This is a genomic window from Flavobacterium sp. MFBS3-15 (assembly GCF_026107645.2).
In the GTDB taxonomy this organism is placed as follows: Bacteria; Bacteroidota; Bacteroidia; order Flavobacteriales; family Flavobacteriaceae; genus Flavobacterium.
In genome coordinates, this window is sequence record NZ_JAPCHV010000016.1 from 37968 (window position 1) to 61346 (window position 23379).

A 23379-nucleotide genomic window follows, 5' to 3' on the forward strand; every position below is an offset into this window, starting at 1 on the left:
TTGTCAAGCCAGTCCTTAACATCCTTATGGCTTCGAACCCCAAAAGGAAGACGCGTCTTAATTAAGGTTTCAATGTTTTGAAAGGTAATTTCCGACCCCCAGCCCCTACATGCCATGTAGCGAGTTATGAAGTGAATCACCTCGTAACCTTCATTAACATCCAGTTGCATTGCATCGGGAAATCCCGATATATTCCTGCAGACTTCTTCATTTTTTGTCCATTTGGCGGAAAGCCTCAATACTGTCGTTGGAAAACTGATCATTTACTAATTTTTTAGTGGATTTTAGATACCGTAAAATTCAGCAATCAGTTTTGTTTGGTATAGGTAGAAATTACCTGTTTTATAAAAACAGGTAATTTCCGCGAAAATGTTAATTTTTTAGAACTGCTATATTATAAATGTTGATTTATGAACGGGTCCAGCCATCTTGGATCGCTCATGATTTCCTGGTCAGTAAGCGTATAAAGAAAACGAAACAAGGCCAACTTGTCTGAATCGCTTAAATTAAGTTGTCTTGGCTGCCCATTTGAATCTTTCAGCAGAGGGGAAAGATTAGCATGGTTTTTTACATCGCTGTTATAGAAGTCTATTACCTGCATAAGTGTTGCAAAACGCGCATCGTGCATATAAGGGCCGGTAAGGGTAATATTGCGAAGCGTGGGTATTTTGAAAGCGCCTGTAAGTCCCGGATTTGAAGTATAGAATCCGTAAGCTCCAAGGTCGGTTGTAGAAGTCGCGTCCAGGCCATTGTTTATCGGTCCGATATTAGGGCTTACAAATGCTTCGGTAGTATGGCAGGCGTAGCAATTTACGCCTCCTTCGGCAAAAGTCTTCATGAACAGATCCTTTCCCCTGTTTTCCTCTGCTGTGAAATTTGGAAACGGATCACGCATATTGGCAACCTGTGCACGACCCGTATCATACTTTGAATTATGGCTAACCATACTTCGGATGAACTGTGACAATGCTTTTTCTATTCGCTCTACAGTAATTACGCTCGACCCGAAAGCTTTTACAAACAAAGCCCCGTAATAAGGCTGCTCAGCAATACGCTGTGTAATTTCTGCTTCTGTAAGATCCATTTCTGTATGGTCCAGAATGGGTAAAATAACCTGGTTTTCCAACGATGAAGCGCGTTCATCGTAAAAAAAGCGTCCGCGTTGGTAAAAGCGGGTATTCACTAAAGTCATAGAATTCCGCTTTGTTGGCTGTCCGTATAATCCATGACTAAAAGGACTCGAGTCGGCAAAAGCTTTCTCTGAACGGTGGCACGAACCGCAGGCAGTAGTCCTGTTAAGGCTCAGGTTGCGGTCATAAAACAAAACCCTGCCCAATGTAGCGCCATTATCCGTAATGAGATTGTCCCGTGGTGTATTGTCAATACCGTTTACAGAACTAGGCAAGGGTCCGATATCATTCTGGAAGAAATAAGGCGGGAGTTCCTCGTTGTAATTATAAGGAACATCGGGAAGATTGAGTATTTGTTGAAGGTCTGGGCCGGTTATGGGCACGTACTCTTTTTCATCCGAGCAGGACAACAATAGAAACGACAGTAAAAATAATATGGGGTAATGGAATTTCATAGCGATGCATGACAAATATACACCACCCCAAAGCAATCATGATATACTGTAGTTGTTAAACTTTTCCCAATCTATTTAACTTCCTTAATACCTTTGATAAAAAGCCACTTCATGAAAATCTTGTCCTGACCCTGGACTTTTATGGCTTGGAACTTAGGTGCCAGTATAGTTGTTGCGACTGCAGCCGTGAAAGGTACCCAAAAGCCCGAAAGCCCTGTAAATTCCTGTATCAGGTAGCTTAGCAGAAGGAAAAAAGGCAGGAAGCCCAAGAAATTATATAGTAATGCTTTTACTTTTTTGCTCATGTTTGTCTGTTTTATGGCTTCGCGATTTACGCTCGGGCGAAGTTAAATCTGAATTCTGAAACCTATGATCTGAAATATTTACTCTCCCTGAAATTTTGCTTTTTTGCTTCCTTCATACATTTCGTACTTCACCAGCCTTGCCTCCAGCTTACCGTTGAATAATTTGATCTTACGGGAAGGCTTGAGTCCAACGAATTTCAGGGCTTCAAGATTAGCTGTAATAAACCATGCATTCGTTCCCGGATATCCCTGCTTGAGGGTATCGCCGATCTCACGGTAAAAACGTTCGAGATCTATGTCGAGCCTTTCACCATATGGTGGATTGAAAACCATATGCAACGGTCCGCGGGTTTCTTTTTCGGTATCGAAAAAATTGCGCTGCTCAATGGTAATGTACTCGTCGAGATTGGCATTAACAATATTGTCTTTAGCCTTATGCACGGCAGACGGTGCTTTGTCGTAGCCTTTTATTGTATAATGGAACTCCTTGGTTTTTTTCATCAGGGAATCGACAATGGTATCGAACAGGTCATTGTCCCAGTCGCTCCACTTTTCGAAAGCAAATTCCTTACGGTTTATATTCGCAGGTATGTTACATGCAATCATGGCTGCTTCTGCAAGAATGGTACCGCTTCCGCACATTGGGTCGAGAAAATCGCCCTGTCCGTCCCAACCGGAAAGCAGCAACATACCTGCGGCAAGCACTTCATTAATAGGCGCTATGTTGGTAGCGGTCCTGTAACCGCGATGGTGAAGCGAATCTCCGGAAGTATCAAGCGCAACAGAGCATTGGTCGGAATGGATGTGCAGGTTGATACGTACATCAGGATGGTCTTTGTCAATATTTGGCCTTTTGCCGTAACGCTCGCGAAACTGGTCCACAATAGCATCTTTGGCCTTAAGCGCCACAAACTGCGAATGGTTAAAATGATCGGAATGGAGGGTAACATCTATAACGAACGATTGCCCGGCGTTGAGGTATTTGGACCAGTCCACACCCATTATGCCTTTGTAAAGACTTTGCTCATTGTAAGCGCGGAAGTGATATATCGGTTTAAGTATCTTCAGGGCTGTGCGCAGGCTCAGGTTAGCCTTGTACATAAATCCCTTATCACCTTTAAAGCTCACCATCCTTACTCCCTGCTCTACATCCTGTGCGCCTAATACCTGCAGCTCTTTCGCCAGTATTTCCTCAAAACCGAAAAAGGTTTTGGCGATCATTTTAAAATTGTCTTCCATCATTTGATAATTGCTGCAAATTTAGGGTATTTTTTAGAGATAAGAATTTTTACTTCGAATTTGAAGAAACAGAATCCGGGAATATATTACTCAAAATTATCCCATATCCTTTCAAATTCCTTACGGTTTTCCCAATACTGGCGGAAAGACTCGTCTTTTACTGCTGCAATTCGCGCTGTAAAATTGGGTGCCATTCCATTGGCTGTCACATAGTCTACCACCTGCTTGTATGAATTGAGCATACTTTTGTAAAATGACGAGTATTTGAGTTCCCGCTTTGCAGAATATTTTTGGGCAGTCTCGATATTAAAAAGCATCACATCCGCTACGACATATGGATCAACTCCTAAAGTAAGGAAATGCTTAATGTACTTCTGTGCGGTTGACCGGCGCAGCTTGGGACGCTTGCTTTTTGCCGGAAAGTACTCGTTTGCGATTTTTAGCTTTGCTTCCTGTTCCAGCTTGTCCTCTTTAGGGTTAAATACAAAGTCATAATACTGCTTTACATCGGCAAATTTATCATACAGGGCCAACAGCTGCTCCTGCATTTCTTCCTTTGGCAGTGAGGCAAGGTATTTTTTTAAGTCGCGTTTACTCATAGTTTTTCAAATTTACAGGTAAATTTTGCCTGACGCAATAAAATCGAAAAAAGATGCAGAAAAAACATATAAAATAGTATTTTTGCAGTCCTGAAATAAAGTCGAAAACTAAACAACTGAATTGTGGAAAACCCAAGTGCACAAAAACTGATCAATAAGATACAGCTTGACCTGTTCAAGAAAGGCTTTGATGCGGAGACCCTTGTCGCCGACCTTAAAAAATTGCGCGAATTTTCGATGGAAGAGCAAAACCCTGTGCTTACAAAGGCACTTCGCCTTACTTACGAGCACATTGAGGAAAACGGTGCCTTCCTAATTGCGATACCTGATGACGAGCCAGTTGATGAAGAAACCGAACTGGTTACCGGCAATAACGATGCAACCGACAATAATATTGAAAGCCTTGAATACCTGCTTTCACTGTTTAGCGACCTAACCAAGAAAAATAATATTCTTGACCTTAAGGAATACAACAAAGCTTTTCTTGCTTTTTAACGAATTCAAATTTACTGTTATATAATTAGAAAAGCTGTTTGGAAACGAACAGCTTTTTTTAGTCAAGATCCTTTTGAACTTATCATAAAATTTGGGTTACCAGTGCAATTCTTCTTAAAAAGTCGACTCCTATCGCTACATTTGCAAAAAAAATCCATTTCATGATACGCATATTTAAGATCATTGCCACCCTTGAAGGTATTTCAGCGCTTATTTTGTTCTTTGTCGCAATGCCATTGAAATATATATGGCATAATCCCGAATACATCCGCCCTACCGGGATGGCACATGGTGTACTTTTTACTGTCTATATCGCATTTGCTACTATCCTTAAATATGAAATGAACTGGACCTGGAAAAAATATATCATAATTTGCCTGGCCTCAATCCCGCCTTTTGGCACATTTGTTATGGAACGTAAGTATTTTAGTTCAACAGCAAATTCTTAAATGGATTTCTTTAATTGGGCATATAAAGCACTAAGGGGAATCGAACTTGGCCATACCACGGCTTTGTACGGAAATCTTGCTGTCAACCTCGTCGTGATTGGAATTATAGCCTATGTGATGGATAGAATAGGTAAAAGGCTGTTAGAGTTTACCTTATCTATCGTCGCAAAAAAAACAAAGACCATTTTTGACGACTTCCTGGTCGAAAACAAGACTGCGTCCTATGTAGCCCATCTTTTTCCATTATATTTCATTTACAGTGTCCTCCCAAAAGTGCTAAAAGCTTTCATTTACTGGGAGAACATGATATTTAAAGGCATGAGTATTGCCATAATATTCCTGAGCCTTTGGATCATCAGGAGTGTTTTCAATTCACTTAAAGATTACCTCAAACTACAGCCTGAATATAATGACAAACCGATAGACAGCTATATACAGGTAATCATGATTGTACTGTGGATATTTGCCATTACTGCCATGGTGCTTATCCTGTTCAACACCACCGTTGGCGCCCTGCTGGGAACATTTGGGGCGATATCTGCGATCATAATCCTTGTTTTTAAGGATACCATACTGGGTTTCGTAGCCAGCATACAGGTTACTGTGAATGACATAGTGCGCATCGGCGACTGGATAACCATCGACAAATTTGGAGCAGATGGCACTGTAATTGAAATTAACCTTGCTACGGTTAAAGTGCAAAACTTTGACCATACTACAACTACAATCCCCACCTACAGCCTCATATCTGATTCATTCCGGAACTGGCGCGGCATGATGGATTCGGGCGGGCGGCGCATCAAGAGGCATATCCTGATCAGGGCCAATAGCGTGCGGTTCATTCACGAAAATGAAATTGAAGACCTTACCAAAATCCAGCTCATTGCCGATTACCTAAAAACCAGGCAGGCAGACATTAATAAATGGAATAGCCAGCACGGCATTGATAAGTCATTATCCATCAACGGACGCAATCTTACTAATCTTGGGGTATTTCGTAAATACATCAACAGCTATATAGAAACACATCCCGGCGCCAATAAAGAACTTACTATAATGTGCCGACACCTGCAGCCTACAGAAAAGGGAATACCCATTGAGATATACCTTTTTACATCTGACAAGCGCTGGCTGAATTACGAATATATCATGGCCGACATCTTCGATCATATCATCGCATCAGTAGCTTACTTCGGCCTTGAAATTTTTGAATTGCCGTCAGGAAAGGGATATATTGAGGAATAGCCTATTTTAAAGATACCTTTCTTTAAAAATTTTGATATGGTGGTTTTGGTGGCCAATTAGCATGAAGCCTAAAGCCCGAACTGAAACCGTATAACCCGATGCTATTCCCTTTCGCAGCATTGCTTCATTACTGAATGATTTGAACATCATGATATTGGCATGGCGCAGGGCACTCATTTCTGTAAGCAGGTCGTTGATGCTCCTCCTTTCACCATCTGCATTGGCCGCAAAATCATTTTCATCAAATCCGGGCAGCATTGTAGAGTCATTTCGCGAAAAACGCAGTGCCCGATAAGCAAATACCCTCTCGGAATCAATAATGTGTTGCAGGATGTCCTTGATTGTCCATTTGCCCTCGGCATAGCGATAATCATATTTATCCATAGGAATCTCGCGTACAAAATGGACGAGGTTATGAACGCTTATCTCAAGTTCTTCAACAAGTGAATACTCAGGGTCTACCAGTTTAATGTAGGCTTCCTGATAGGGTGCATATTCGTCAGCTGCAATATCTGTTATCTTCATTTTTTTATAATCCGCGTTTAATAAGCAAAGCTACAAAAATGCCAATTATGCACAGATAAATTAGACATTTTTGTAGCTTCAATCTTATAATTACTATGCAGAGTTCCTGCTTGCGTTAATGTTACCAAACAGGGATCGTGTCACTATTTTCTCGTAAGTCTCAAGCAGGGCATCATCAGCATTGCCACTTTTTATCTGCCTTATCTTTGTAAGTGCATATTGCTGTATGGTAAGCAAAGGAACAACAATTTGCTCACGCATCTTAATTGAAGCCTTGCCGTCAGGATAGTTCTCCATGAGTTCCGAATAACCTGATATTTTCAGGAGTACACGTTTGGTTTCATTAAATTCGTCATAGATAATCTGCCAGAATTCACCAAATTCCGGGTCATCCTTCATATAGGCTGTAAGAGGGAAGAACGATTTGCTTAGCGACATCATTGTGTTTTCAAGCAGTGTCCTGAAAAAAAGCGACTTATCATACAGTGCCTGTACCTTTTCCCATTGCCCGTTCTTTTCATACTCAGCAAGTGCGTAGCCAACCCCAAAGAAACCGGGTACATTTTGCTTGAGTTGGCTCCATGACCCTACAAAAGGTATTGCTCTCAGGTCAGCAAAATCAAGCTCTTTAGATTTACTCCTTTTCGACGGCCTGCTCCCAATATTGGTTTTAGCATAATAGTTCAGCGTACTCATCTGGTCAAGATAAGGCAGGAACTTAGGATGTTGCTTGAAGGCTGTATACTTTTCATACCCCAGGCGTGCCAAATCGTCAATCGTTTCCTTTTGCTCCTCTGTAAATTGCTTTTTATCCTTCTCAAATACTCCATTGGTAATCCCGGCACTCAACAAGTTTTCAAGGTTAAAGCGGCAGGTATCCAGCGTTCCGAAATTAGAACTGATGGTTTGTCCCTGAATGGTAATCTGAATTTCGTTATTTTCAATGGATGCACCCTGGGAAGCATAATATTTATGGGTTTTGCCCCCTCCCCTTGCCGGTGGCCCGCCGCGGCCATCAAAGAATACTACCTTAATATCATATTCACGGGCCATAAGTGTAAGATTTTCTTTTGCTCTATAAATGCTCCAATTTGCCATGAGGTAGCCACCATCCTTAGTACCGTCTGAAAAGCCGAGCATTATTGTCTGCTTGTTTCCCCTGCGCTTCAGGTGTGCAGCATAATCCTTATTGGTATAAAGCAGCTTCATGATCCCATGGGCATCTTTAAGGTCGTCTACAGTTTCAAAAAGCGGCACTATATCTACAGTGGGTTCATTCCAACCTAACATTCGGAACATAGCCAACAGTTCCATTACGTTTAAAGCGCTCTCATTGTTGCTTATCACATACCGATTAGAACCCTCCTCGCCATTATTCTCCTGTATTTTTTTTATGGTAAGGATCGACTCCAGGGTACTGCGGGCATCATCAGCAAAAAATTCGGGCTTAATTTGGGATTCCAATCCTGAAAGCACTTCAATTTTCGATGCCTCATCCATTTCACTATAGCCTTTAAGGCCACTTTCCTCTTTAGCAAGGTACCTAATAACCTCTTCAAATACATTATCGTGTATCTTACTATTCTGGCGGATATCCAGAGAGGCAAAATGGAATCCGAACAGGTTAACCTTATTGATAAGGCCATCTATGTCATCCGAATATAGTGATTGATGTTCCTTAACCACAAGATCCCTTATTTTTACCAATGCTTTTTTGAGTTCTTCCAGTGTAATGTAAATTTCCCCTTTGGAATAAAATACCGACCTATACAATTTTTGCTCTACATCGGCAATAAGTTCTTCCACACCGCTAAAGGTAAGCCTTCGTTTAAGCCTTCTAATATCATTATAATAGCATTTCATTGCCGAGCATCGAAGCCTGTCAGCAACTTTCAATGTTATTTCTGTGGTTACAAACGGGTTCCCGTCCCTGTCCCCACCCGGCCAAAAGCCGAATGACAATACAGGATGCTTTAAAGCCCCTTCCTGATAAATACTATCCTGCACAAATGAAGAAATATCTCCTGCAGCGTGGTAAAAAACATTCTCGAGAAACCATATCAGGCTCACGGCTTCATCATAAGGGGTAGGTTTTTCTTTTTTAATGAATGGGGTTTTCCCCAGTTGAGATAACAACAGCTTTATCTCGGCAAGGCTGTTGCGTTTTATTGCAGAGGTGAGGTCGGTAATAATGCCCAGTACAGATCCGGGGTAAAACTGTGTGGGATGTGCAGTAAGGACTGTGCGTACCTGAAAATCTTCCAGAAATTCCCTTAATTCATCCATTTGACCACGATTTTCAGCCTTTTCCCTGCTATCACGTATAGAACCGCTGCCTTCCACATTATTGAGGCTATTAAAGGCCGCATCTTCAATGGCATCAAACAATACCACCTGCCTTTCTACATATTGTATGAAACGGAACATAAGCCCTACCTTTTCTTCGGTCGTGGCGTCCTGTAAATATTTTGCAACAAATTCGTCAAAAATTTGCTCGGGATTTTTGTTATTCCTGTAACCTTCTTCACACACTTCCGAAAATAACGGGAGCATTGCCCCTGTGTTATCTATGGACTGAAACGGAAGTGTGAGGAATATACTGTTGAAAAGCTGATATTTGAGCTGTACTTCTTCATTAAAACGTTCTATTCGGGTAGCAGGATACATACTTATATTTTTTTGTTGAATTTAATAAAAAACCCCCAATGCTGTGAAACATGGGGGTTATAAACTTTTCATAAAAATCTTACAGATCTTTAAATATGGTGTGCATAAGACGTTTTTTGTCATTTATGCTCTCCTCAAGCGAAATCATTGTTTCAGTCCTGTATACGCCTTCGATATCGTCTATCATAAAGATAACCTCTTTGGCATGCTTGGTATCTTTAGCACGTATCTTACAGAAAATATTGAATTTACCTGTCGTAACATGAGCCACTGTAACAAAAGGTATTTCGTTGATCCTTTCGAGAACGAATTTTGTCTGAGATGTATTATGGAGGAATACTCCCACATAGGCTATGAATGAATAACCGAGTTTTTCGTAGTCCAACGTAAGTGAAGAACCCATTATAATACCGGCATCCTCCATCTTTTTAACCCTCACGTGTACCGTACCAGCAGAAATAAGCAATTTCTTTGCTATGTCAGTAAACGGCACCCTGGTGTTGTCAATCAGCATATCCAAAATCTGGTGATCAACTTCATCTAAACGAAACTTGCTCATAAATGTATTTTTTTTAAGTTGGTTAATGTTTGCAGGGCTAATCTCAACCCTATAATTACTATTTTTCACATTTATATAGAAAAAGCTTTCAAAACCTCCTGTCCGTTAACAAATCTCCTGTCTTTTCCGATAGAAAAATCTGCTTTTTCATCTATTTTTGGTATTTTGCTTCCATCAGTTCCGAAAAATTCTTCCCGGTTGCAGTCAATTTCTGCGTGACCATAAATACCATCCAGATTACCTATTTCACTAATAATAGCTTGAAAAATTACAGAATTATCAAATAGCACTTCCCTATATTGTGATGCAAAATTCGTGAATTTTTCTTTATTTTCATAATTTATCTTGACATTTTTGAACAGGATATCATAAAAAACAATCTTATTTTGAGGAATATTAAAATAATCTTTGGTTTTGTTAACAACTATAACGTTTTCGTAAATCGCATGAAATCCTGATAATAATGCAAAGAAAATTAATTTTCGGGTAATTTCTCTTTCATAATCACCCTTATAATGACCTGCCTCAAACAGTACTGTTGGCACCCCCAAAGACTGAAACATATCTCCAATACAATTTATATTGAACGAATCATCAAAACGCCCTACCTGCCCTGGTATATATTGCTGCAAGGTGTCATTCATAGCTGCAATAAGATTTATTGCCTTTTGGCGGCAGTCATTTATGTTTCTTTGATCGTTATAAGCAGGTGACAAAAAAGATACTGTGGCCGGTTTAGGCTCATCACCTACCCCAAAAATCGTCCTTTGATCATGCATATTATAGCAATAATGGGGTTTAAATTCATCAAAGCAATTCCTTAAAATCCTACTTTCGGGCTGGCTAAGGTTCACAGAATCGCGGTTGAGATCAATTGCATTTGCATTTACCCTTGTATAAGCCTCCGCGCCATCGGGATTAAGAATAGGGATAATATAAAATGTAAAATGCTCTTTTAACTGTTGCGATAAAACCTCATCGCTTTTAAGAAATGAAATGAAATCAAAGAGGCCCTTAGTAGTTGTTGATTCGTTTCCGTGCATCTGTGACCAGATAAATATTCTTGTTGTTCCTGATCCGGCAATTATGCTGTAGATAGGCTTTTCCAGTACAGAATATCCCTCAATACGTACCTGAAATTCTTCTTCATATTTTTTAAGCAAAGGTTCAATATGAATATTAGTAACATATCTTCCATAAAGTAAATCTTCTTTATACGTATCAAATAACAATTGTAAATCCATCAGTCTTTTGTTTGATTACAAAGGTAAACATGATTCGTTTTACAATTGTAAATTTCAATTCTTCGGGAATTGTTTACATTTGTAACATTTACATCTAGTAAATTTCCATATTAATTGTAGAAGTGTATATTATAGAGATTATGTGTTTTATAATCAGTTTTTTAGATTACTATTTTTAAAGTTTCAATTTATGTGAATCTATTGTTTATAATAAATATGTTTTTGGTGTTTTTAAAATGTTTACATTTGTAAATTACTACCAATTATAATATAATTCACAATGGTAAACCCAGATGATTTTATCAAACGCCTTGAAGCCATACTTGAATATTACTCTCTTACAGCTTCTTTATTTGCCGACAAATTGGGTGTGCAACGTTCGGGCCTCTCCCATTTAATGTCGGGGAGAAATAAGCCAAGCCTGGATTTTGTAATGAAAATCGTTGAGAATTTTCCGGAGGTTGACTTATACTGGTTATTGAATGGAGTTGGTGCATTTCCAAAAAATAACGGAAACAATATGAGGCCTGACGTAATTGATGAACCTCACCCCTTTCCTGCCCATGAGTATAAGGAAAAAATTATTGGTGATTTGTTTTCGCAAACAGAGGAAGCTACCCAAGCTACTACACCAAAGTTTGGAGTCAGTAGTTCAGGAAAACAAATTGAGAGGATCGTTGTATTTTATACGGATGGGACATTTAAAGATTATTTACCTTCCCATAATTCCATCCGATAGATTTTAATGTATAGCCGTACAATAAAAAACCCCGGCTGCTTTATAAAAAGCAGGCCGGGGCCATTAACCAATAAAACAAACACAAATTTTCTTTACAAATAACCCCTTCTAATGGGTAGTACTTAAGTTGATCTTATTGACTAATTTGTACCTTCAAATCTGCATTGTAAAGATACGACCGTATTTTTTAAAATTTACCTAATAAAGCGTTAAACTGTTCTTAATCATTTTTATAGCTGAACTCGGGGTAGTATCCAACTACACCTTTATAGTTGGATTCCAGCACTTTAATATCTGATTCCTTATCTCCGGTCAGATAGTATGGAGGTGATAATACTACCCTTTTTGTTCCGTAATCAAATGCTACTGCAATAACCGGTACACCTGCCTTTAGAGCTATATAATAAAACCCTGTTTTCCACTCCCCTACTTTTTTCCGGGTTCCTTCAGGGGCAATGGCAAGACGAAATATATCCCTCTCCTTAAATATGCACGCAATTGCATCCACCTTGTTCTCATTCTTTTGCCTGTCAAGTGGTGCGCCTCCCATCCAACGAAAATAACTCCCGAATGGAAACCTGAATAGCTCCTTCTTTGCAACAAAATGCATCTCTAACCCAATTGAGCCTCTGGCAAGCACACCTATTACAAAATCCATCCAACTGGTATGCGGAACCACGATTATAATACATTTTTTCAGGTTTCCATCCATATTTCCCTCTATCCTCCAGCCCATTATCCTGGAAAAGATGAAACAGTATATTTTTTTCATATCATTTATAAAAAAGCGGTTATAAAATTACTATATATTTACAAATCGGAAATTTTTGTTTACCCTTTATTCAAATGGCAGAAGCAGCGCAAATTATTACAACCGCAAAAGAAATCAGGGAAAAGGGATTTTCAATAATTCAAGGCATATATACAGATAAAGAAATTCAAAAAATCCTTTCAGTTATTGAAAGTGCAGATTCTTCATCGGAAACATTCAGGAAATCCACAGGATTGTTTGCAATACGCCGTTTTTTGGAAGAAATCCCCGATGTACTCCCCATTGTCTTTAATGCTAATCTTTTAGGAATTATTACTGATGTTTTGGGAAAAGGTTACTTTATAGTAAAATCCATTTATTTTGACAAGCCGGGAGAATCCAACTGGTTTGTAGCTTACCACCAGGATCTTACAATATCAGTAAGGGAAAAAACCAATACCGAAGGGTTTGGCCCCTGGACGGTAAAACAACGACAGTTTGCCGTTCAGCCACCAAACAATTACCTGGAAGATATTTTTACGGTACGCGTTCATCTTGACGAGGCCAATCAATTTAATGGCGCCCTTAAAGTTATAAACGGCTCACATACTAAAGGCATTTACCGGCCCGAAACTATTGACCGGAACATCGAAACCGAAACCATTTGTAATGTCCCTAAGGGAGGAATAATGCTGATGAAGCCCCTCCTTCTCCACAGCTCCGGGCGCACTACTAATAACGCACAGCGAAGAGTGATACATATTGAATTGAGCAGTAAGGAGTTGCCAGACGGAATGGAATGGTCGGAAAAAATGAATTTGCCATGCTAAAACGACTACTCAGTTTTTTTATCCCTGTAAATATCCATAAACAACATTCAGCCACCAGCCAAAGGCTCGAAGTAACATGGAATAATGGCCAATTGGTGCTTGACTCCAGAAACACTAATTATTCCTATGGCAGCCTGCAACGAATACTGCGGAAAGGTTTACAATACATTGGTTTTGAAAGGATACGCGGGTTTAAAAATGTGTTGGTGCTTGGTGTGGCTGCAGGAAGCGTTATTAAAACGCTTGCTGAAGAAATTAAATTTACAGGAAAAATAACGGGAGTTGAAATTGATCCTGCTGTGGTAGAGATCGCCAATAAGTATTTTGGACTGAACAGGATTTCCAACTGCGAAATAATTGTGGACGATGCTTTTGAATTTGTTTTGAAAACAAAAGAAAAATACGATCTAATTATAATAGATATTTTCCGGGATACCGAAATGCCTAATTTTCTATTTGAAGAGTTTTGGATCAATCGTATTAATTTCCTGCTGACAGTAAATGGTTTTATACTTTTCAATACTATGGTATTGACAAAACAGCACCAGGAACGCAATATGAGGTACAGGTCATGCTTCCATAGCGAGTACTCTGTCAGGATGTATCCAAAAGTTGAAGACCACAATGAGCTTTTTACCATCAAAAAGCTCAAATAGAAATATAATCAGGCGTGTAAGACAAAATCTTTTCTTGGCGGTTGTGTTGAACCGTATTCGGTTACTGAAGAAAAAGCCTTTGTAATGAGGCCGCATAAACCACCAAAGCTTATTGGCTTGGTTATAAAAAAATTAGCTCCCTCATTATATGAACTTTCAATATCATCATTATTACTGCTTGTCGTAAGCATGATTATAATATTATCTTTTAAGGATGCGTTGCTCCTGATATCCTGCAAACAATCAATGCCTGATTTTAAAGGCATATTTATATCAAGAAAAATTACGTCAGGTATGGGTTCAGGAGATTGAACAAGATGATCCATTAGTTCAGCGCCATTAGCAGAAATGCTCAGCTTAAGGCCGGGATGCAACGATGCCAGAGCTTCTGTGAATATCGTGCAATCGTCGTCGTCGTCATCTGCAAGAATAATATGGTTCCATTTGAATTCGGTTTTCATCACTTTAATATTTAGGAAGAAGTAAAAAGGCACGTTAAAATTTATTCTTACAAACTTTGCTAAGGTTGAAAACGTAATACGCAGGTAAGATTTCTATCTATCAGTAAACCACTACTAATATAAACAAAATAATTCACTCACTTCTATATTTGTGTTTAATTATTACGCTATCTTATTGTTATATTGAAATTTAGAAAACACAATTGCCATCAAATAAAAAGAACAGATATTGCAGTTAATGTAAAATATCCAAAATTAACAACGAATTAGCATTTTTAATGTATAAAAATTGCAATTTTGAAATTATTTCTACGTTATATATAAAATTATAAACTATGTCTAAGAATATTTCAAAATACCGGAAACAATACCTCAAAGCGCTTGCGGAGGGAAAACTTAATAATGCTGCCGAATACCGCTACGGAATAACAGGATATGGCCGCATTGTTTGGGGTACCATTATAACACTATCAGCCATTGTTATCGGTATATCCCTGACTTCTTCAGGGAATGGTTCGTCTGCATGGTAATTGGCCTGGTTGGCTAAAGTTTTTATGGCTGAGTTAAAAACCCCTATCTTTGCCAAAAAATATACCTCATGGCCACATTCCACGATCTCGATTTGCCCAAAGCATTACAAAAAGCCATAGATGGCCTTGGCTTTACCTCACCCACTCCTATACAGGAGCGGGCAATGCCGGTAATACTTTCCGGAAGGGACATGATGGGCATAGCACAAACGGGTACGGGTAAAACCTTTGCCTACCTCCTGCCAATACTCAAACAGTGGAAATTTGCGAAAACTGATACGCCACGTGTAGTTATTGTAGTACCTACACGCGAACTCGTAGTGCAGGTGGTGGAAGAGGTAGAAAAACTAACCGAATTCATGTCGGTACGCACACTTGGCGTATATGGCGGCGTTAATATCAATACTCAGAAAACAAGCGTGTATAATGGTGTCGATGTACTTGTAGGTACACCGGGCCGCATGATGGACCTTGCGCTCGACGGTGTAGTGCGTTTTGACGAGGTGCAAAAGTTGGTTATCGACGAATTTGACGAAATACTCAACCTTGGCTTCCGCTTCCAAGTGACTTCCATACTGTCAATGATGCGCCAAAAAAGGCAGAACATACTTTTTTCGGCAACAATGACGGATGAAGTGGACGAAATGCTAAATGATTTTTTTGACTTTCCGGAAGAGGTTTCGCTTGCACCGTCAGGAACACCGTTGGAGAAAATAACCCAGCTGGCCTATAGTGTACCGAACTTCCTTACCAAAATCAATTTGCTGAAAATGCTTTTGGAAAATGAAAGTCTTAGCCGCGTACTGGTATTCATCAACAACAAAAAGACGGCCGACCTTGTTGCCGACGCGCTGGAAGAAGAATATCCGGGGCAGTTTGGCGTGATCCACTCCAACAAATCGCAGAATTACAGGCTCAATACCATGGCATCGTTCCAGCGTGGTGATATAAGGGGCATAGTAACCACTGATGTAATGGCGCGTGGCCTAGACATCTCTGACATTACCCACGTTATTAACATGGAATTCCCGGAAGTTGCCGAGCAATACATCCACCGCATTGGCCGTACGGGCCGTGCCGATAAGGAAGGTACCGCCATAAGCTTCATCGGACCAAAAGAAGAAGACATACAGGTGCAGGCTGAAGTGCTGATGGAAAAAGAGCTTGATTTGCTTCCACTTCCCGAAGGCCTGAAAATAGAAGAGCGCCGGCTTGAATTTGAAAAGGACCGACTCAAGGTAAAGCAATTATTCAAGATTAAAAAGCCTGAAGGTGGCGGTGAGGCATTCCACGAAAAGAAAGACAAGAATAAAAAAGTGAACCTTGGTGGCCCGGGCAAAACCAAGCCCCGAAAAACTGCGCCGCGCAACCGTGCCGTTGAGGCCAAAAGAGCGGCTAAGAAGAAAAAGGGAAAATAATATATAAAGATTTATTTTATTACCCTTATCGGACCGGAAAGTATATACGAACCAAGGATTCCTTTCCTGTAGGCTAACTTTACCTTTAATCGTTTTCTGTAAGATTGCCTGTTTTCTTCATTAATGGGAATATTATCAAGGCCGCTTCCTGAATAGGTATTTGATGTCCCTTCGACATCAAAATATAAAGTAACTTTCCATTGCCTCCCGGACTTTAGGCCAATATCCTCTATTTTCACGACCTCCTCTTTTAAAGGCTGCGTCTTAGAATAGTAAATATTATATGCGTTCAGCACACCCCAAACTAAAACGCTTACCCCAGCAGATGCCAAAAACCGGTTACTGAAAGATAGATTGCTAATTTTTCCGGACGCTGTAAAAAAATATGCGCCGCTTATTAAAAATGCAATTATGAAAAAAAGGTAAAAATAACCATCATTGAGGAATATGCCCCTGTTAATTGAATTAAGGAAAAATAAAGCCAGGATAATTATTGCTGATAATACAAACTCAAGAATGTTTTTCCTTACATCCTGTTTTCTTGTTTGGTGCTTTCTTTCCTTTGAGCTTTTTTCTTTTTTCATCAGGGTAGCCGTTTACTTAACCGGAGTAAACACCAAACAGACAGGCGAGCACACCTCAATCCTCTGCCTGGTATCTTCCAGCATACCGGTAGTTTTATCCCTCTTAAAAATCACGATGTTGTTGGTTTTCTGATTGGCCACCAAAAGGAAATTATCTTTGGGATCAATAGCAAAATTGCGCGGCGATACGCCTTGGGTGCTTATCTGCTGCTCCATATTGAGGAGACCGTTAGCATGGACACGGTATACTGTAATCGTGTTGGCATCGCCCCTGTTGGTGGCATAAAGAAATTTTCCATCATTGGAGAAATGGATGTCTGCCGCACTGTTTTGCCCGTTGAAATCAGCCGGAGCCAATCTTTCTTCCTGTATTTTTACAGCTTTTTCATTTTCATAGCTGTAGGATGTAATAGTACCGGTAAGTTCGTTCAGCAGATAAAAGAAAATGCCATTAGGGTTAAATGCCAGGTGCCTCGGGCCACTACCCTCCGTAACGGATATAGTTTCTTTTAAAATCAGTGTTTTGTCACCGCCAGTTGGATTATAGCTGTAAATATAAATCTTATCCGTACCAAGGTCGTTTACGAAAACGTGCTTTTTATCAGGCGAAAAATACACCATATGCGGATGCGGCTTTTCCTGGCGGTCTTTGTTCACGCTGTTACCTGTATGCTTAACTATTTGTTTGGCATCCGTCAGCGAACCATCGGATTTTTTATTAAACACTGCAATACTGCTTCCGGAATAATTGGCCACGATCACATTTTTATCGTCATTGGTAATATGGCACGGGTCTTCGCCTTTGGAATCTTTTTTATTTAAAACTGTCAGTTTCCCATTTGCCGGGTTATATTTAAACGCGCTAATGGTGCTTTTCTGACCCGACTCATTCACACTGTAAATGAATTTCTTATCGGTCGATACCGTCAGGAAACTCGGATTCTCTATCTTATCAGTAGTGGCTTTCAGCTTAAATTTACCTGTCTCAGCATTAAAGTCATAAACATATATGCCTTTGCTGTCACAATTATTGGTATATGTACCTACCACAAGGTTGTAGTCCTGGGCATTCATTGCCAACATTCCGAAAAAGGTCAACATAACGGCTAATCTCATAGTGTGTCGTTTGGATTGGTTAACAAAAGTAAGATATTAATGCAGGGAGGCAAAAATTTAACGCTGGTATTTACGTTGTACTCTTGCTACGAATCAGCAAATTTGCCTAACCTTGCCGTTGATGTACGCAGGCATGAGAATTGGTGAAATTCGTGTAATTCGTGGCTGGATAATTATTAGAAAAATTGTATTTTTGACAAACCCTATAAACGAATGCAGTTCAAACACCCGGAGATACTCTACTTCCTTTTCCTGCTGGCAATTCCAATCCTGGTCCATTTATTCCAATTGCGCCGTTTCCGGAAAGAATATTTTACCAATGTCAGGTTCCTTAAGGAACTCAGCATGCAGACCCGCAAAAGCTCCAAAATAAAAAAATGGCTGCTGCTTTGTACGCGGCTCCTCCTCCTTGCCTGCCTTATCATTGCATTTGCCCAGCCTTTTTTTAAGGCTAAGGGCGATAGCAATAAAGGAAACGAAATGGTGATTCTGCTGGACAATTCATTTTCCATGCAAGCCAGGGGGAGCAAGGGCGAACTACTTAAACGTGCCGTTCAGGATCTTCTTGAAAACACGCCCGAGAACCAGCAATTTTCACTGATTACCAATACCAACGCCTGGTGGGATACCGACATCAAGTCGATGCAAAAAGAATTGCAGAACCTGCCGTACAGCGACGTGCCTTTCCGCCCCGATTTTTTACTGACCAAGGCACAGGCCAAAAAACCGAATACCGGCAAGGACATCGTAGTCATTACCGATGCGGTGAACCTAGACAGCAAAGACCTGCAGAAATTTACAACAAGCCCACTTTATGCCGTTATTGCCGAAGCGCAGAATACCAGCAATATCAGCATCGACAGCGTTTACATATCGCAGGCTATGGATAACTTTTATGAGATAAAAGTCGACATGCAGGCTTACGGCGAATTTGAGGATGAAATCCCTGTTGCGCTTTATAATGGAAACAATCTTACCGCAAAGACCATAGTAAAATTTGACACAGAGAGAAAGTCAGCGGCATTTACCATCCCGAAAAAAGATTTCCACGGCTATGTATCGGTAAACGATAACAGCCTGGCATATGACAACACCTACTACTTCAGCATCTCCAAGCCTGAAAAGTCGAATGTTACTGCCATTGGTGAAACAGCCAAAAATAATTTTCTGGCGCGCATTTATACCGATGACGATTTTAACTTTACGGCATCGGAACTGAGCGGCCTGGACTACAACAGCCTCGAAAAGCAGGATGCCATCATATTAAATGAGTTAAAGGAAATACCGCAGTCGCTCATAACTACACTGAAAGATTTTTATGCCAAAGGCGGCAACATCGTCATTATTCCATCGTCCGAAGGCAGCCTGCAAAACCTGAATGTATTGCTGGGTGCTTTTGGCGCTGCCTACAAGCCCCTGACGCAAAACAAAAGGCAAATCACCAAAATCTCTTTCAACCATCCGCTGTACCAAACGGTGTTTGAAAAGAAAACCGACAACTTCCAATACCCAACCGTTAATGCAGGCTTTACTCTTTCGGGGAATGCCTTGCCGGTACTGACATACGATGACCAAACGCCGTTCCTCACCTCTATGAGCAACAAGCTGGGCAGCGTGTATGTATTCTCGGCGGCGATAAATAAAATGAACAGCAACTTCCAGAACTCGCCGCTCATAGTGCCAACTTTTTATAACATGGCACAAAACAGTGGCAAGACAGGCATAAGTGCTATTACCATTGGCGAAAACCAAAGCATGCTGCTGGATGCGGTATTATCTAAAGATGAAGTGCTTACTGTGCGTAATGCAGACTCCGACTTTATCCCGATGCAACAGGTACTGAACAATAAAGTGAAGCTGTCTTTTGGCGATTACCCCGAAACAGCAGGAAACTATGCTGTCACAAAAGGTAATGAGGCGTTGAAAAACATCAGCTTTAACCACGCCCGCACCGAGAGCAACCTGGGCCTGCAAAACAAAGCCATATTGAAGGACTTTACCGAAACCGAATCCGTCAGCACTGTGTATAATGACATTAAATCGGAACGCACCGCCAGCGAACTTTGGAAATGGTTCGTTATCGGCACACTGATATTCCTGTTACTCGAACTACTGATACAAAAATTTGTAAAATGAACCTGATATTCAAAAATGCAACCATCATCGATAAAAACAGCCCGTTTCACAACAAGCCTGTTGACATTAAGGTGGAAAATGGCATTATCAAACAAATAGGCAACAATATAACCGCGGAAGGTTATGAAGCTGTTGAGCTCGACAACCTGCACATTTCGCAAGGATGGTTTGACAGTTCTGTAAGTCTGGGTGAGCCGGGTTACGAGGACAGGGAAACCCTTGCCAATGGCCTTGATATAGCAGCCAAAAGCGGCTTTACCGACATTGCCCTGCAGCCCAACAACAATCCCATTGCAGAAAGGCAGGGCGACATCAGTTTCCTTGTGAACAAAGCTGCCGGATATGCCACTAACCTCCACCCCATAGGCGCATTGACAAAAGGAAGTGAAGGGAAGGATATGGCCGAGCTATTCGATATGAAGAATGCGGGTGCGGTGGCATTTGGCGATTACAACAAAGCCATTGCCGATGCCAATATCCTGAAGATAGCGCTGCAATACGTACAGGATTTCAACGGGCTGGTTATTGCTTATGCACAGGATGACAAAATAAAAGGAAAAGGTGTAGTTCACGAAGGAATTGTAAGCACACGCCTGGGACTGAAAGGCATTCCCGCACTCGCAGAAGAACTGCAGATTGTACGTAATCTTTTCCTTTTAGAATATACCGGCGGCAAAATGCACATCCCAACTATTTCTACAGGAAAATCCATACAAATGATACGTGAGGCAAAAGCTAAAGGAATGGACGTGACGTGCAGCGTTTCGGTACACCATTTAGTACTGACCGATGAAGTGCTGGGTGATTTTGACACACGCTATAAAGTCGCTCCCCCACTCCGTCCCGATGCAGAAAGGAAGCTATTGATTGAGGGTGTGATGGATGGTACGATTGACCTTATCACCTCCGACCACAACCCGCTGGACATCGAGAACAAGAAACTGGAATTTGACCTTGCTAAAGATGGTACTACGGGACTGGAGAGCGCTTTCGGGGCGCTGATGACCGTGCTGCCGCTTGAGGTTATTATTGAGAAATTTACGGCAGGGAAAACCATATTCGGGTTTGGCAGCCACGACATTTCCGAAGGCTCTAAAGCAGGATTTACACTATTTACGCCAACGGGAGATTGGGCATTCGCCAAAAAGGACATCCTTTCGAAATCGAAAAACTCCGCTTTCCTCGGCCAGCCAATGAAGGGCAAAGCGTATGGCATATACAATAACGGAAAATTAATTTTAAACGGTTAATCATGAAAAAGCTATTGGTTCTCGGTGCTGTGCTGACACTAGCCATCGCATGCAAAGAAGAAACGGAAGATAAAGCCCGTGATGTTATCAACGAAGGTGGAAAGGCCGTAAAGGAAACTACCGAAAAAGTAGTGGATGAAGTATCCTCGCACTTTGAGGACAGCCGGGGATGCACTATCGCACTTTCTGAAGAGCTGAAAAACAAAGGCATTGGCACCGGGAAATTTTACATAGAAAAGGATTCGGTAACCAAAAAACACAGCAAGCTGGTAATCTACCTGATCAACGACAAGAATTACAGCGGCGCTGTCAACTTTAAAGTAGCCGATAAGGACGGTGTAGAAATAGGCCGCACATCACTTAACATTGATACTAAAAACGGTTCGGCAGGCTACCGCGATGTAATTTTTGACAGCCGCACCGACATTGAACCAAAAAGTACAATTAGCATTTATTAAATGGACAATACAGTAGAACAAGGCAAGACCAATGCCATCATCAGTTATCTTACCATCATAGGAGCCATCATCGCAATGATACAAAACAGCGAAAAGAAAAATCCTTTCGCATCCTTCCATATCCGCCAGGCACTGGGGTTGGAACTTGCATTTTTTGCCTTAGGCTACCCCATCGGCTATTTTGACAGCTGGGCCATCTCTATGGGGTTTTATATCTTCTTTTTTATACTATGGATTTTTGGATTTATCAGTGCCTTGCAAGGCCAGTACGGTTTATTGCCGATTATAGGGCCGCTGTTCCAAAAATTATTTAAAAACCTGTAATAAATGGATTTATCCCTATACCACCTTGTCCGTGAGCCAAAAGTAAAAAAAGAAAAGAATCCTATGCTGTTACTGCTTCACGGCTATGGCAGCAATGAGGAAGACCTGTTCTCCTTTGCCGCGCAGCTGCCGGATGAGTATTTCATCATATCTGCCCGGGCGCCCTATAACCTGCCGGGGTATGGCCACGCATGGTATGCCATCAATTTTGATGCTGACATGAACAAGTTTTCGGATGAAGTGCAGGCCTCGCAATCGCGCGACGTAATTGCGAAATTCATAGATGAGGCCGTGGCACATTATCCTATAGATAAAGACAGTATAACGCTGATCGGCTTTAGCCAGGGTGCAATACTGAGTTATGCAGTAGCGCTATCCTATCCTGAAAAAATACAACGCGTAGCAGCCCTTAGCGGTTACCTGAATGGTGATATCATTGCCGAAAATTTTAACCACAAGGACATTTCAAAACTGCAGTTTTTTGTTTCGCACGGAATAGTGGATCAGGTAATTCCTGTAGAATGGGCGCGTAAAGCACCTGAATTCTTAAATACATTGGGACTTCAGGCTGAATATCATGAATACCCGGTTGGGCATGGCGTGGCGCCGCAGAATTTTTACGATCTGCTTTCCTGGTTAAACCGATAAAGTTTCAGGTTTTAAGTTATGGCTTCCGGGTTGCAGCTCTGAAACAGAAACCCTGGGTTTATATGCCTTCCGGCTTATCATCACCGGTTATTTGCCCCTCCTCTATTTTGGCGCCGGCATAAAGTATCTGCGAACCTTTTTGGAGTTTGTAGCTATCCTGCTTATGAAGTTTCCATTGCCCATTGACATAAGGGCCATTTTTGGAATCCCTATGCAGTATAACCGATGTTTCGGTATCAGGAAGGAAAAGTTCGGCTTTGTCGCCATCGTCTTCAAAAATTACGAAAGCGCTCTTTACAATGCTTTCGCCTTCCAACTGGTCTATGGAATTGAGCCTGTAGCCTTCTTCAAATGCCCTGATACATTCTTTTCGCAACTGCGACCACTTATAGCCTGCTGAGGTTACACAGCCGTTTTTGTCCTTATCGGTACCCAACTGGACTTTCTTGTCAGTAGTTATGTCGGCTTCGTCGTCACTGCGGTCTTTCATTATAAAATCACATGACTGCAGGAAACAACCCGCCACAAAAAGCAAAAGTATCTTGTTCATCAAATGCATAATAAAG

General features: G+C 41.0%; 26 protein-coding genes. 13 read left to right on the plus strand and 13 right to left on the minus strand.

Translation table 11 applies throughout. The features are described from left to right. Positions 1 to 394: 394 nt before the first annotated feature. The 4 genes from OGH69_RS14030 to OGH69_RS14045 all read right to left on the minus strand — a co-directional run bounded on the left by OGH69_RS14030 (position 395) and on the right by OGH69_RS14045 (position 3728). The gene (locus OGH69_RS14030; protein ID WP_265175112.1) at positions 395 to 1585 is read right to left on the minus strand and encodes a cytochrome-c peroxidase; all 1191 of its coding nucleotides are present in this window, start codon (positions 1583 to 1585) and stop codon (positions 395 to 397) included. Between the two features lie 71 nt (positions 1586 to 1656). Next, a complete protein-coding gene (locus tag OGH69_RS14035) occupies positions 1657 to 1890 on the minus strand; it encodes a hypothetical protein (RefSeq protein WP_265175113.1) in 234 nt (77 codons plus the stop codon). A gap of 78 nt (positions 1891 to 1968) precedes the next feature. After that, entirely contained in the window at positions 1969 to 3129 is a 1161-nt protein-coding gene (locus tag OGH69_RS14040) for a THUMP domain-containing class I SAM-dependent RNA methyltransferase (protein ID WP_265175199.1), read from the minus strand. Positions 3130 to 3215: 86 nt separating this feature from the next. Continuing rightward, positions 3216 to 3728 (minus strand): DUF6155 family protein, encoded by a 513-nt coding sequence (locus tag OGH69_RS14045; protein ID WP_265175114.1) that lies wholly within the window; start codon positions 3726 to 3728, stop codon positions 3216 to 3218. 123 nt (positions 3729 to 3851) lie between these two features. On the opposite strand from OGH69_RS14045, the gene OGH69_RS14050 reads away from it, so the two are divergent. The 3 genes from OGH69_RS14050 (at position 3852) to OGH69_RS14060 (ending at position 5917) form a co-directional block, all read left to right on the plus strand. Next, entirely contained in the window at positions 3852 to 4223 is a 372-nt protein-coding gene (locus tag OGH69_RS14050; RefSeq protein ID WP_265175115.1) for a hypothetical protein, read from the plus strand. A 161-nt stretch (positions 4224 to 4384) separates the two neighbouring features. Next, positions 4385 to 4672, plus strand: coding sequence for a DUF3817 domain-containing protein (locus OGH69_RS14055; protein ID WP_265175116.1), 288 nt, complete (start codon positions 4385 to 4387; stop codon positions 4670 to 4672). Further along, positions 4673 to 5917, plus strand: a complete 1245-nt coding sequence (locus OGH69_RS14060; RefSeq protein WP_265175117.1) for a mechanosensitive ion channel family protein — start codon at positions 4673 to 4675, stop codon at positions 5915 to 5917. It abuts the gene before it with no gap. Positions 5918 to 5923: 6 nt separating this feature from the next. On the opposite strand, the gene OGH69_RS14065 is transcribed toward OGH69_RS14060, so the two are convergent. From OGH69_RS14065 to OGH69_RS14080, 4 genes are all read right to left on the minus strand, one after another. Next, positions 5924 to 6442, minus strand: a complete 519-nt coding sequence (locus OGH69_RS14065; protein ID WP_265175118.1) for a DinB family protein — start codon at positions 6440 to 6442, stop codon at positions 5924 to 5926. A 93-nt stretch (positions 6443 to 6535) separates the two neighbouring features. After that, on the minus strand, positions 6536 to 9109 hold the full coding sequence (locus OGH69_RS14070; protein ID WP_265175119.1) for a phosphoenolpyruvate carboxylase: 2574 nt from the start codon (positions 9107 to 9109) through the stop codon (positions 6536 to 6538). A 79-nt stretch (positions 9110 to 9188) separates the two neighbouring features. After that, positions 9189 to 9668 (minus strand): Lrp/AsnC family transcriptional regulator, encoded by a 480-nt coding sequence (locus tag OGH69_RS14075; RefSeq protein WP_026300077.1) that lies wholly within the window; start codon positions 9666 to 9668, stop codon positions 9189 to 9191. Between the two features lie 71 nt (positions 9669 to 9739). Beyond that, the gene (locus tag OGH69_RS14080) at positions 9740 to 10912 is read right to left on the minus strand and encodes a M14 family metallopeptidase (protein WP_265175120.1); all 1173 of its coding nucleotides are present in this window, start codon (positions 10910 to 10912) and stop codon (positions 9740 to 9742) included. 280 nt (positions 10913 to 11192) lie between these two features. On the opposite strand from OGH69_RS14080, the gene OGH69_RS14085 reads away from it, so the two are divergent. Further along, positions 11193 to 11651, plus strand: a complete 459-nt coding sequence (locus OGH69_RS14085) for a helix-turn-helix domain-containing protein (RefSeq protein ID WP_265175121.1) — start codon at positions 11193 to 11195, stop codon at positions 11649 to 11651. Positions 11652 to 11871: 220 nt separating this feature from the next. On the opposite strand, the gene OGH69_RS14090 is transcribed toward OGH69_RS14085, so the two are convergent. Then, positions 11872 to 12423 carry a 1-acyl-sn-glycerol-3-phosphate acyltransferase gene (locus OGH69_RS14090; protein WP_265175122.1) on the minus strand — a complete coding sequence of 184 codons (552 nt, stop codon included), beginning with the start codon at positions 12421 to 12423 and terminating at the stop codon, positions 11872 to 11874. Positions 12424 to 12497: 74 nt separating this feature from the next. On the opposite strand from OGH69_RS14090, the gene OGH69_RS14095 reads away from it, so the two are divergent. Continuing rightward, positions 12498 to 13232 (plus strand): phytanoyl-CoA dioxygenase family protein, encoded by a 735-nt coding sequence (locus tag OGH69_RS14095; RefSeq protein WP_265175123.1) that lies wholly within the window; start codon positions 12498 to 12500, stop codon positions 13230 to 13232. Further along, on the plus strand, positions 13226 to 13888 hold the full coding sequence (locus OGH69_RS14100; protein ID WP_265175124.1) for a spermidine synthase: 663 nt from the start codon (positions 13226 to 13228) through the stop codon (positions 13886 to 13888). Before OGH69_RS14095 ends, OGH69_RS14100 begins: the two co-directional genes overlap by 7 nt. An 8-nt stretch (positions 13889 to 13896) precedes the next feature. On the opposite strand, the gene OGH69_RS14105 is transcribed toward OGH69_RS14100, so the two are convergent. Next, positions 13897 to 14349, minus strand: a complete 453-nt coding sequence (locus tag OGH69_RS14105) for a response regulator (RefSeq protein ID WP_265175125.1) — start codon at positions 14347 to 14349, stop codon at positions 13897 to 13899. A gap of 335 nt (positions 14350 to 14684) precedes the next feature. Between OGH69_RS14105 and OGH69_RS14110 the strand changes: the two genes are divergently transcribed. Both OGH69_RS14110 and OGH69_RS14115 read left to right on the plus strand, forming a co-directional pair. Then, positions 14685 to 14879 (plus strand): hypothetical protein, encoded by a 195-nt coding sequence (locus tag OGH69_RS14110; RefSeq protein ID WP_265175126.1) that lies wholly within the window; start codon positions 14685 to 14687, stop codon positions 14877 to 14879. 68 nt (positions 14880 to 14947) lie between these two features. Next, positions 14948 to 16297, plus strand: coding sequence for a DEAD/DEAH box helicase (locus OGH69_RS14115; RefSeq protein WP_265175127.1), 1350 nt, complete (start codon positions 14948 to 14950; stop codon positions 16295 to 16297). Between the two features lie 11 nt (positions 16298 to 16308). On the opposite strand, the gene OGH69_RS14120 is transcribed toward OGH69_RS14115, so the two are convergent. Together OGH69_RS14120 and OGH69_RS14125 are read right to left on the minus strand one after the other, a co-directional pair. Continuing rightward, positions 16309 to 16881: a hypothetical protein gene (locus OGH69_RS14120; RefSeq protein ID WP_265175128.1), complete on the minus strand. Its 573-nt coding sequence runs from the start codon at positions 16879 to 16881 to the stop codon at positions 16309 to 16311. Between the two features lie 12 nt (positions 16882 to 16893). Further along, positions 16894 to 17997, minus strand: a complete 1104-nt coding sequence (locus OGH69_RS14125) for a lactonase family protein (protein WP_265175129.1) — start codon at positions 17995 to 17997, stop codon at positions 16894 to 16896. A 213-nt stretch (positions 17998 to 18210) separates the two neighbouring features. On the opposite strand from OGH69_RS14125, the gene OGH69_RS14130 reads away from it, so the two are divergent. The 5 genes from OGH69_RS14130 to OGH69_RS14150 are packed head-to-tail and all read left to right on the plus strand — an operon-like array spanning position 18211 to position 22813. Further along, positions 18211 to 20133 carry a BatA domain-containing protein gene (locus OGH69_RS14130; protein ID WP_265175130.1) on the plus strand — a complete coding sequence of 641 codons (1923 nt, stop codon included), beginning with the start codon at positions 18211 to 18213 and terminating at the stop codon, positions 20131 to 20133. Continuing rightward, a complete protein-coding gene (locus OGH69_RS14135) occupies positions 20130 to 21383 on the plus strand; it encodes a dihydroorotase (RefSeq protein ID WP_265175131.1) in 1254 nt (417 codons plus the stop codon). The genes OGH69_RS14130 and OGH69_RS14135 overlap by 4 nt, the downstream gene beginning before the upstream one ends. Before the next feature lie 2 nt (positions 21384 to 21385). After that, the gene (locus OGH69_RS14140; protein WP_265175132.1) at positions 21386 to 21841 is read left to right on the plus strand and encodes a hypothetical protein; all 456 of its coding nucleotides are present in this window, start codon (positions 21386 to 21388) and stop codon (positions 21839 to 21841) included. Then, entirely contained in the window at positions 21842 to 22165 is a 324-nt protein-coding gene (locus OGH69_RS14145; protein ID WP_265175133.1) for a DUF4870 domain-containing protein, read from the plus strand. A 3-nt stretch (positions 22166 to 22168) separates the two neighbouring features. Continuing rightward, on the plus strand, positions 22169 to 22813 hold the full coding sequence (locus OGH69_RS14150; protein WP_265175134.1) for an alpha/beta hydrolase: 645 nt from the start codon (positions 22169 to 22171) through the stop codon (positions 22811 to 22813). Positions 22814 to 22871: 58 nt separating this feature from the next. Here the strand turns inward: OGH69_RS14150 and OGH69_RS14155 are convergent, their stop codons facing one another. Beyond that, positions 22872 to 23363, minus strand: coding sequence for a hypothetical protein (locus OGH69_RS14155; protein ID WP_265175135.1), 492 nt, complete (start codon positions 23361 to 23363; stop codon positions 22872 to 22874). Between the last annotated feature and the right edge of the window lie 16 nt (positions 23364 to 23379).

What these genes read in the sequence shown, in the direction of transcription:
- OGH69_RS14125 (WP_265175129.1), bottom strand. Translation starts at nt 17,997, where the DNA reads ATGAGATTAGCCGTTATGTTGACCTTTTTCGGAATGTTGGCAATGAAT.
- OGH69_RS14130 (WP_265175130.1), top strand. Translation starts at nt 18,211, where the DNA reads ATGCAGTTCAAACACCCGGAGATACTCTACTTCCTTTTCCTGCTGGCA.
- OGH69_RS14060 (WP_265175117.1), top strand. Translation starts at nt 4,673, where the DNA reads ATGGATTTCTTTAATTGGGCATATAAAGCACTAAGGGGAATCGAACTT.
- OGH69_RS14155 (WP_265175135.1), bottom strand. Translation starts at nt 23,363, where the DNA reads ATGAACAAGATACTTTTGCTTTTTGTGGCGGGTTGTTTCCTGCAGTCA.
- OGH69_RS14040 (WP_265175199.1), bottom strand. Translation starts at nt 3,129, where the DNA reads ATGGAAGACAATTTTAAAATGATCGCCAAAACCTTTTTCGGTTTTGAG.
- OGH69_RS14140 (WP_265175132.1), top strand. Translation starts at nt 21,386, where the DNA reads ATGAAAAAGCTATTGGTTCTCGGTGCTGTGCTGACACTAGCCATCGCA.
- OGH69_RS14085 (WP_265175121.1), top strand. Translation starts at nt 11,193, where the DNA reads ATGGTAAACCCAGATGATTTTATCAAACGCCTTGAAGCCATACTTGAA.
- OGH69_RS14120 (WP_265175128.1), bottom strand. Translation starts at nt 16,881, where the DNA reads ATGAAAAAAGAAAAAAGCTCAAAGGAAAGAAAGCACCAAACAAGAAAA.
- OGH69_RS14145 (WP_265175133.1), top strand. Translation starts at nt 21,842, where the DNA reads ATGGACAATACAGTAGAACAAGGCAAGACCAATGCCATCATCAGTTAT.
- OGH69_RS14055 (WP_265175116.1), top strand. Translation starts at nt 4,385, where the DNA reads ATGATACGCATATTTAAGATCATTGCCACCCTTGAAGGTATTTCAGCG.
- OGH69_RS14100 (WP_265175124.1), top strand. Translation starts at nt 13,226, where the DNA reads ATGCTAAAACGACTACTCAGTTTTTTTATCCCTGTAAATATCCATAAA.
- OGH69_RS14070 (WP_265175119.1), bottom strand. Translation starts at nt 9,109, where the DNA reads ATGTATCCTGCTACCCGAATAGAACGTTTTAATGAAGAAGTACAGCTC.
- OGH69_RS14095 (WP_265175123.1), top strand. Translation starts at nt 12,498, where the DNA reads ATGGCAGAAGCAGCGCAAATTATTACAACCGCAAAAGAAATCAGGGAA.
- OGH69_RS14075 (WP_026300077.1), bottom strand. Translation starts at nt 9,668, where the DNA reads ATGAGCAAGTTTCGTTTAGATGAAGTTGATCACCAGATTTTGGATATG.
- OGH69_RS14090 (WP_265175122.1), bottom strand. Translation starts at nt 12,423, where the DNA reads ATGAAAAAAATATACTGTTTCATCTTTTCCAGGATAATGGGCTGGAGG.
- OGH69_RS14110 (WP_265175126.1), top strand. Translation starts at nt 14,685, where the DNA reads ATGTCTAAGAATATTTCAAAATACCGGAAACAATACCTCAAAGCGCTT.
- OGH69_RS14030 (WP_265175112.1), bottom strand. Translation starts at nt 1,585, where the DNA reads ATGAAATTCCATTACCCCATATTATTTTTACTGTCGTTTCTATTGTTG.
- OGH69_RS14135 (WP_265175131.1), top strand. Translation starts at nt 20,130, where the DNA reads ATGAACCTGATATTCAAAAATGCAACCATCATCGATAAAAACAGCCCG.
- OGH69_RS14045 (WP_265175114.1), bottom strand. Translation starts at nt 3,728, where the DNA reads ATGAGTAAACGCGACTTAAAAAAATACCTTGCCTCACTGCCAAAGGAA.
- OGH69_RS14065 (WP_265175118.1), bottom strand. Translation starts at nt 6,442, where the DNA reads ATGAAGATAACAGATATTGCAGCTGACGAATATGCACCCTATCAGGAA.
- OGH69_RS14150 (WP_265175134.1), top strand. Translation starts at nt 22,169, where the DNA reads ATGGATTTATCCCTATACCACCTTGTCCGTGAGCCAAAAGTAAAAAAA.
- OGH69_RS14080 (WP_265175120.1), bottom strand. Translation starts at nt 10,912, where the DNA reads ATGGATTTACAATTGTTATTTGATACGTATAAAGAAGATTTACTTTAT.
- OGH69_RS14035 (WP_265175113.1), bottom strand. Translation starts at nt 1,890, where the DNA reads ATGAGCAAAAAAGTAAAAGCATTACTATATAATTTCTTGGGCTTCCTG.
- OGH69_RS14105 (WP_265175125.1), bottom strand. Translation starts at nt 14,349, where the DNA reads ATGAAAACCGAATTCAAATGGAACCATATTATTCTTGCAGATGACGAC.
- OGH69_RS14115 (WP_265175127.1), top strand. Translation starts at nt 14,948, where the DNA reads ATGGCCACATTCCACGATCTCGATTTGCCCAAAGCATTACAAAAAGCC.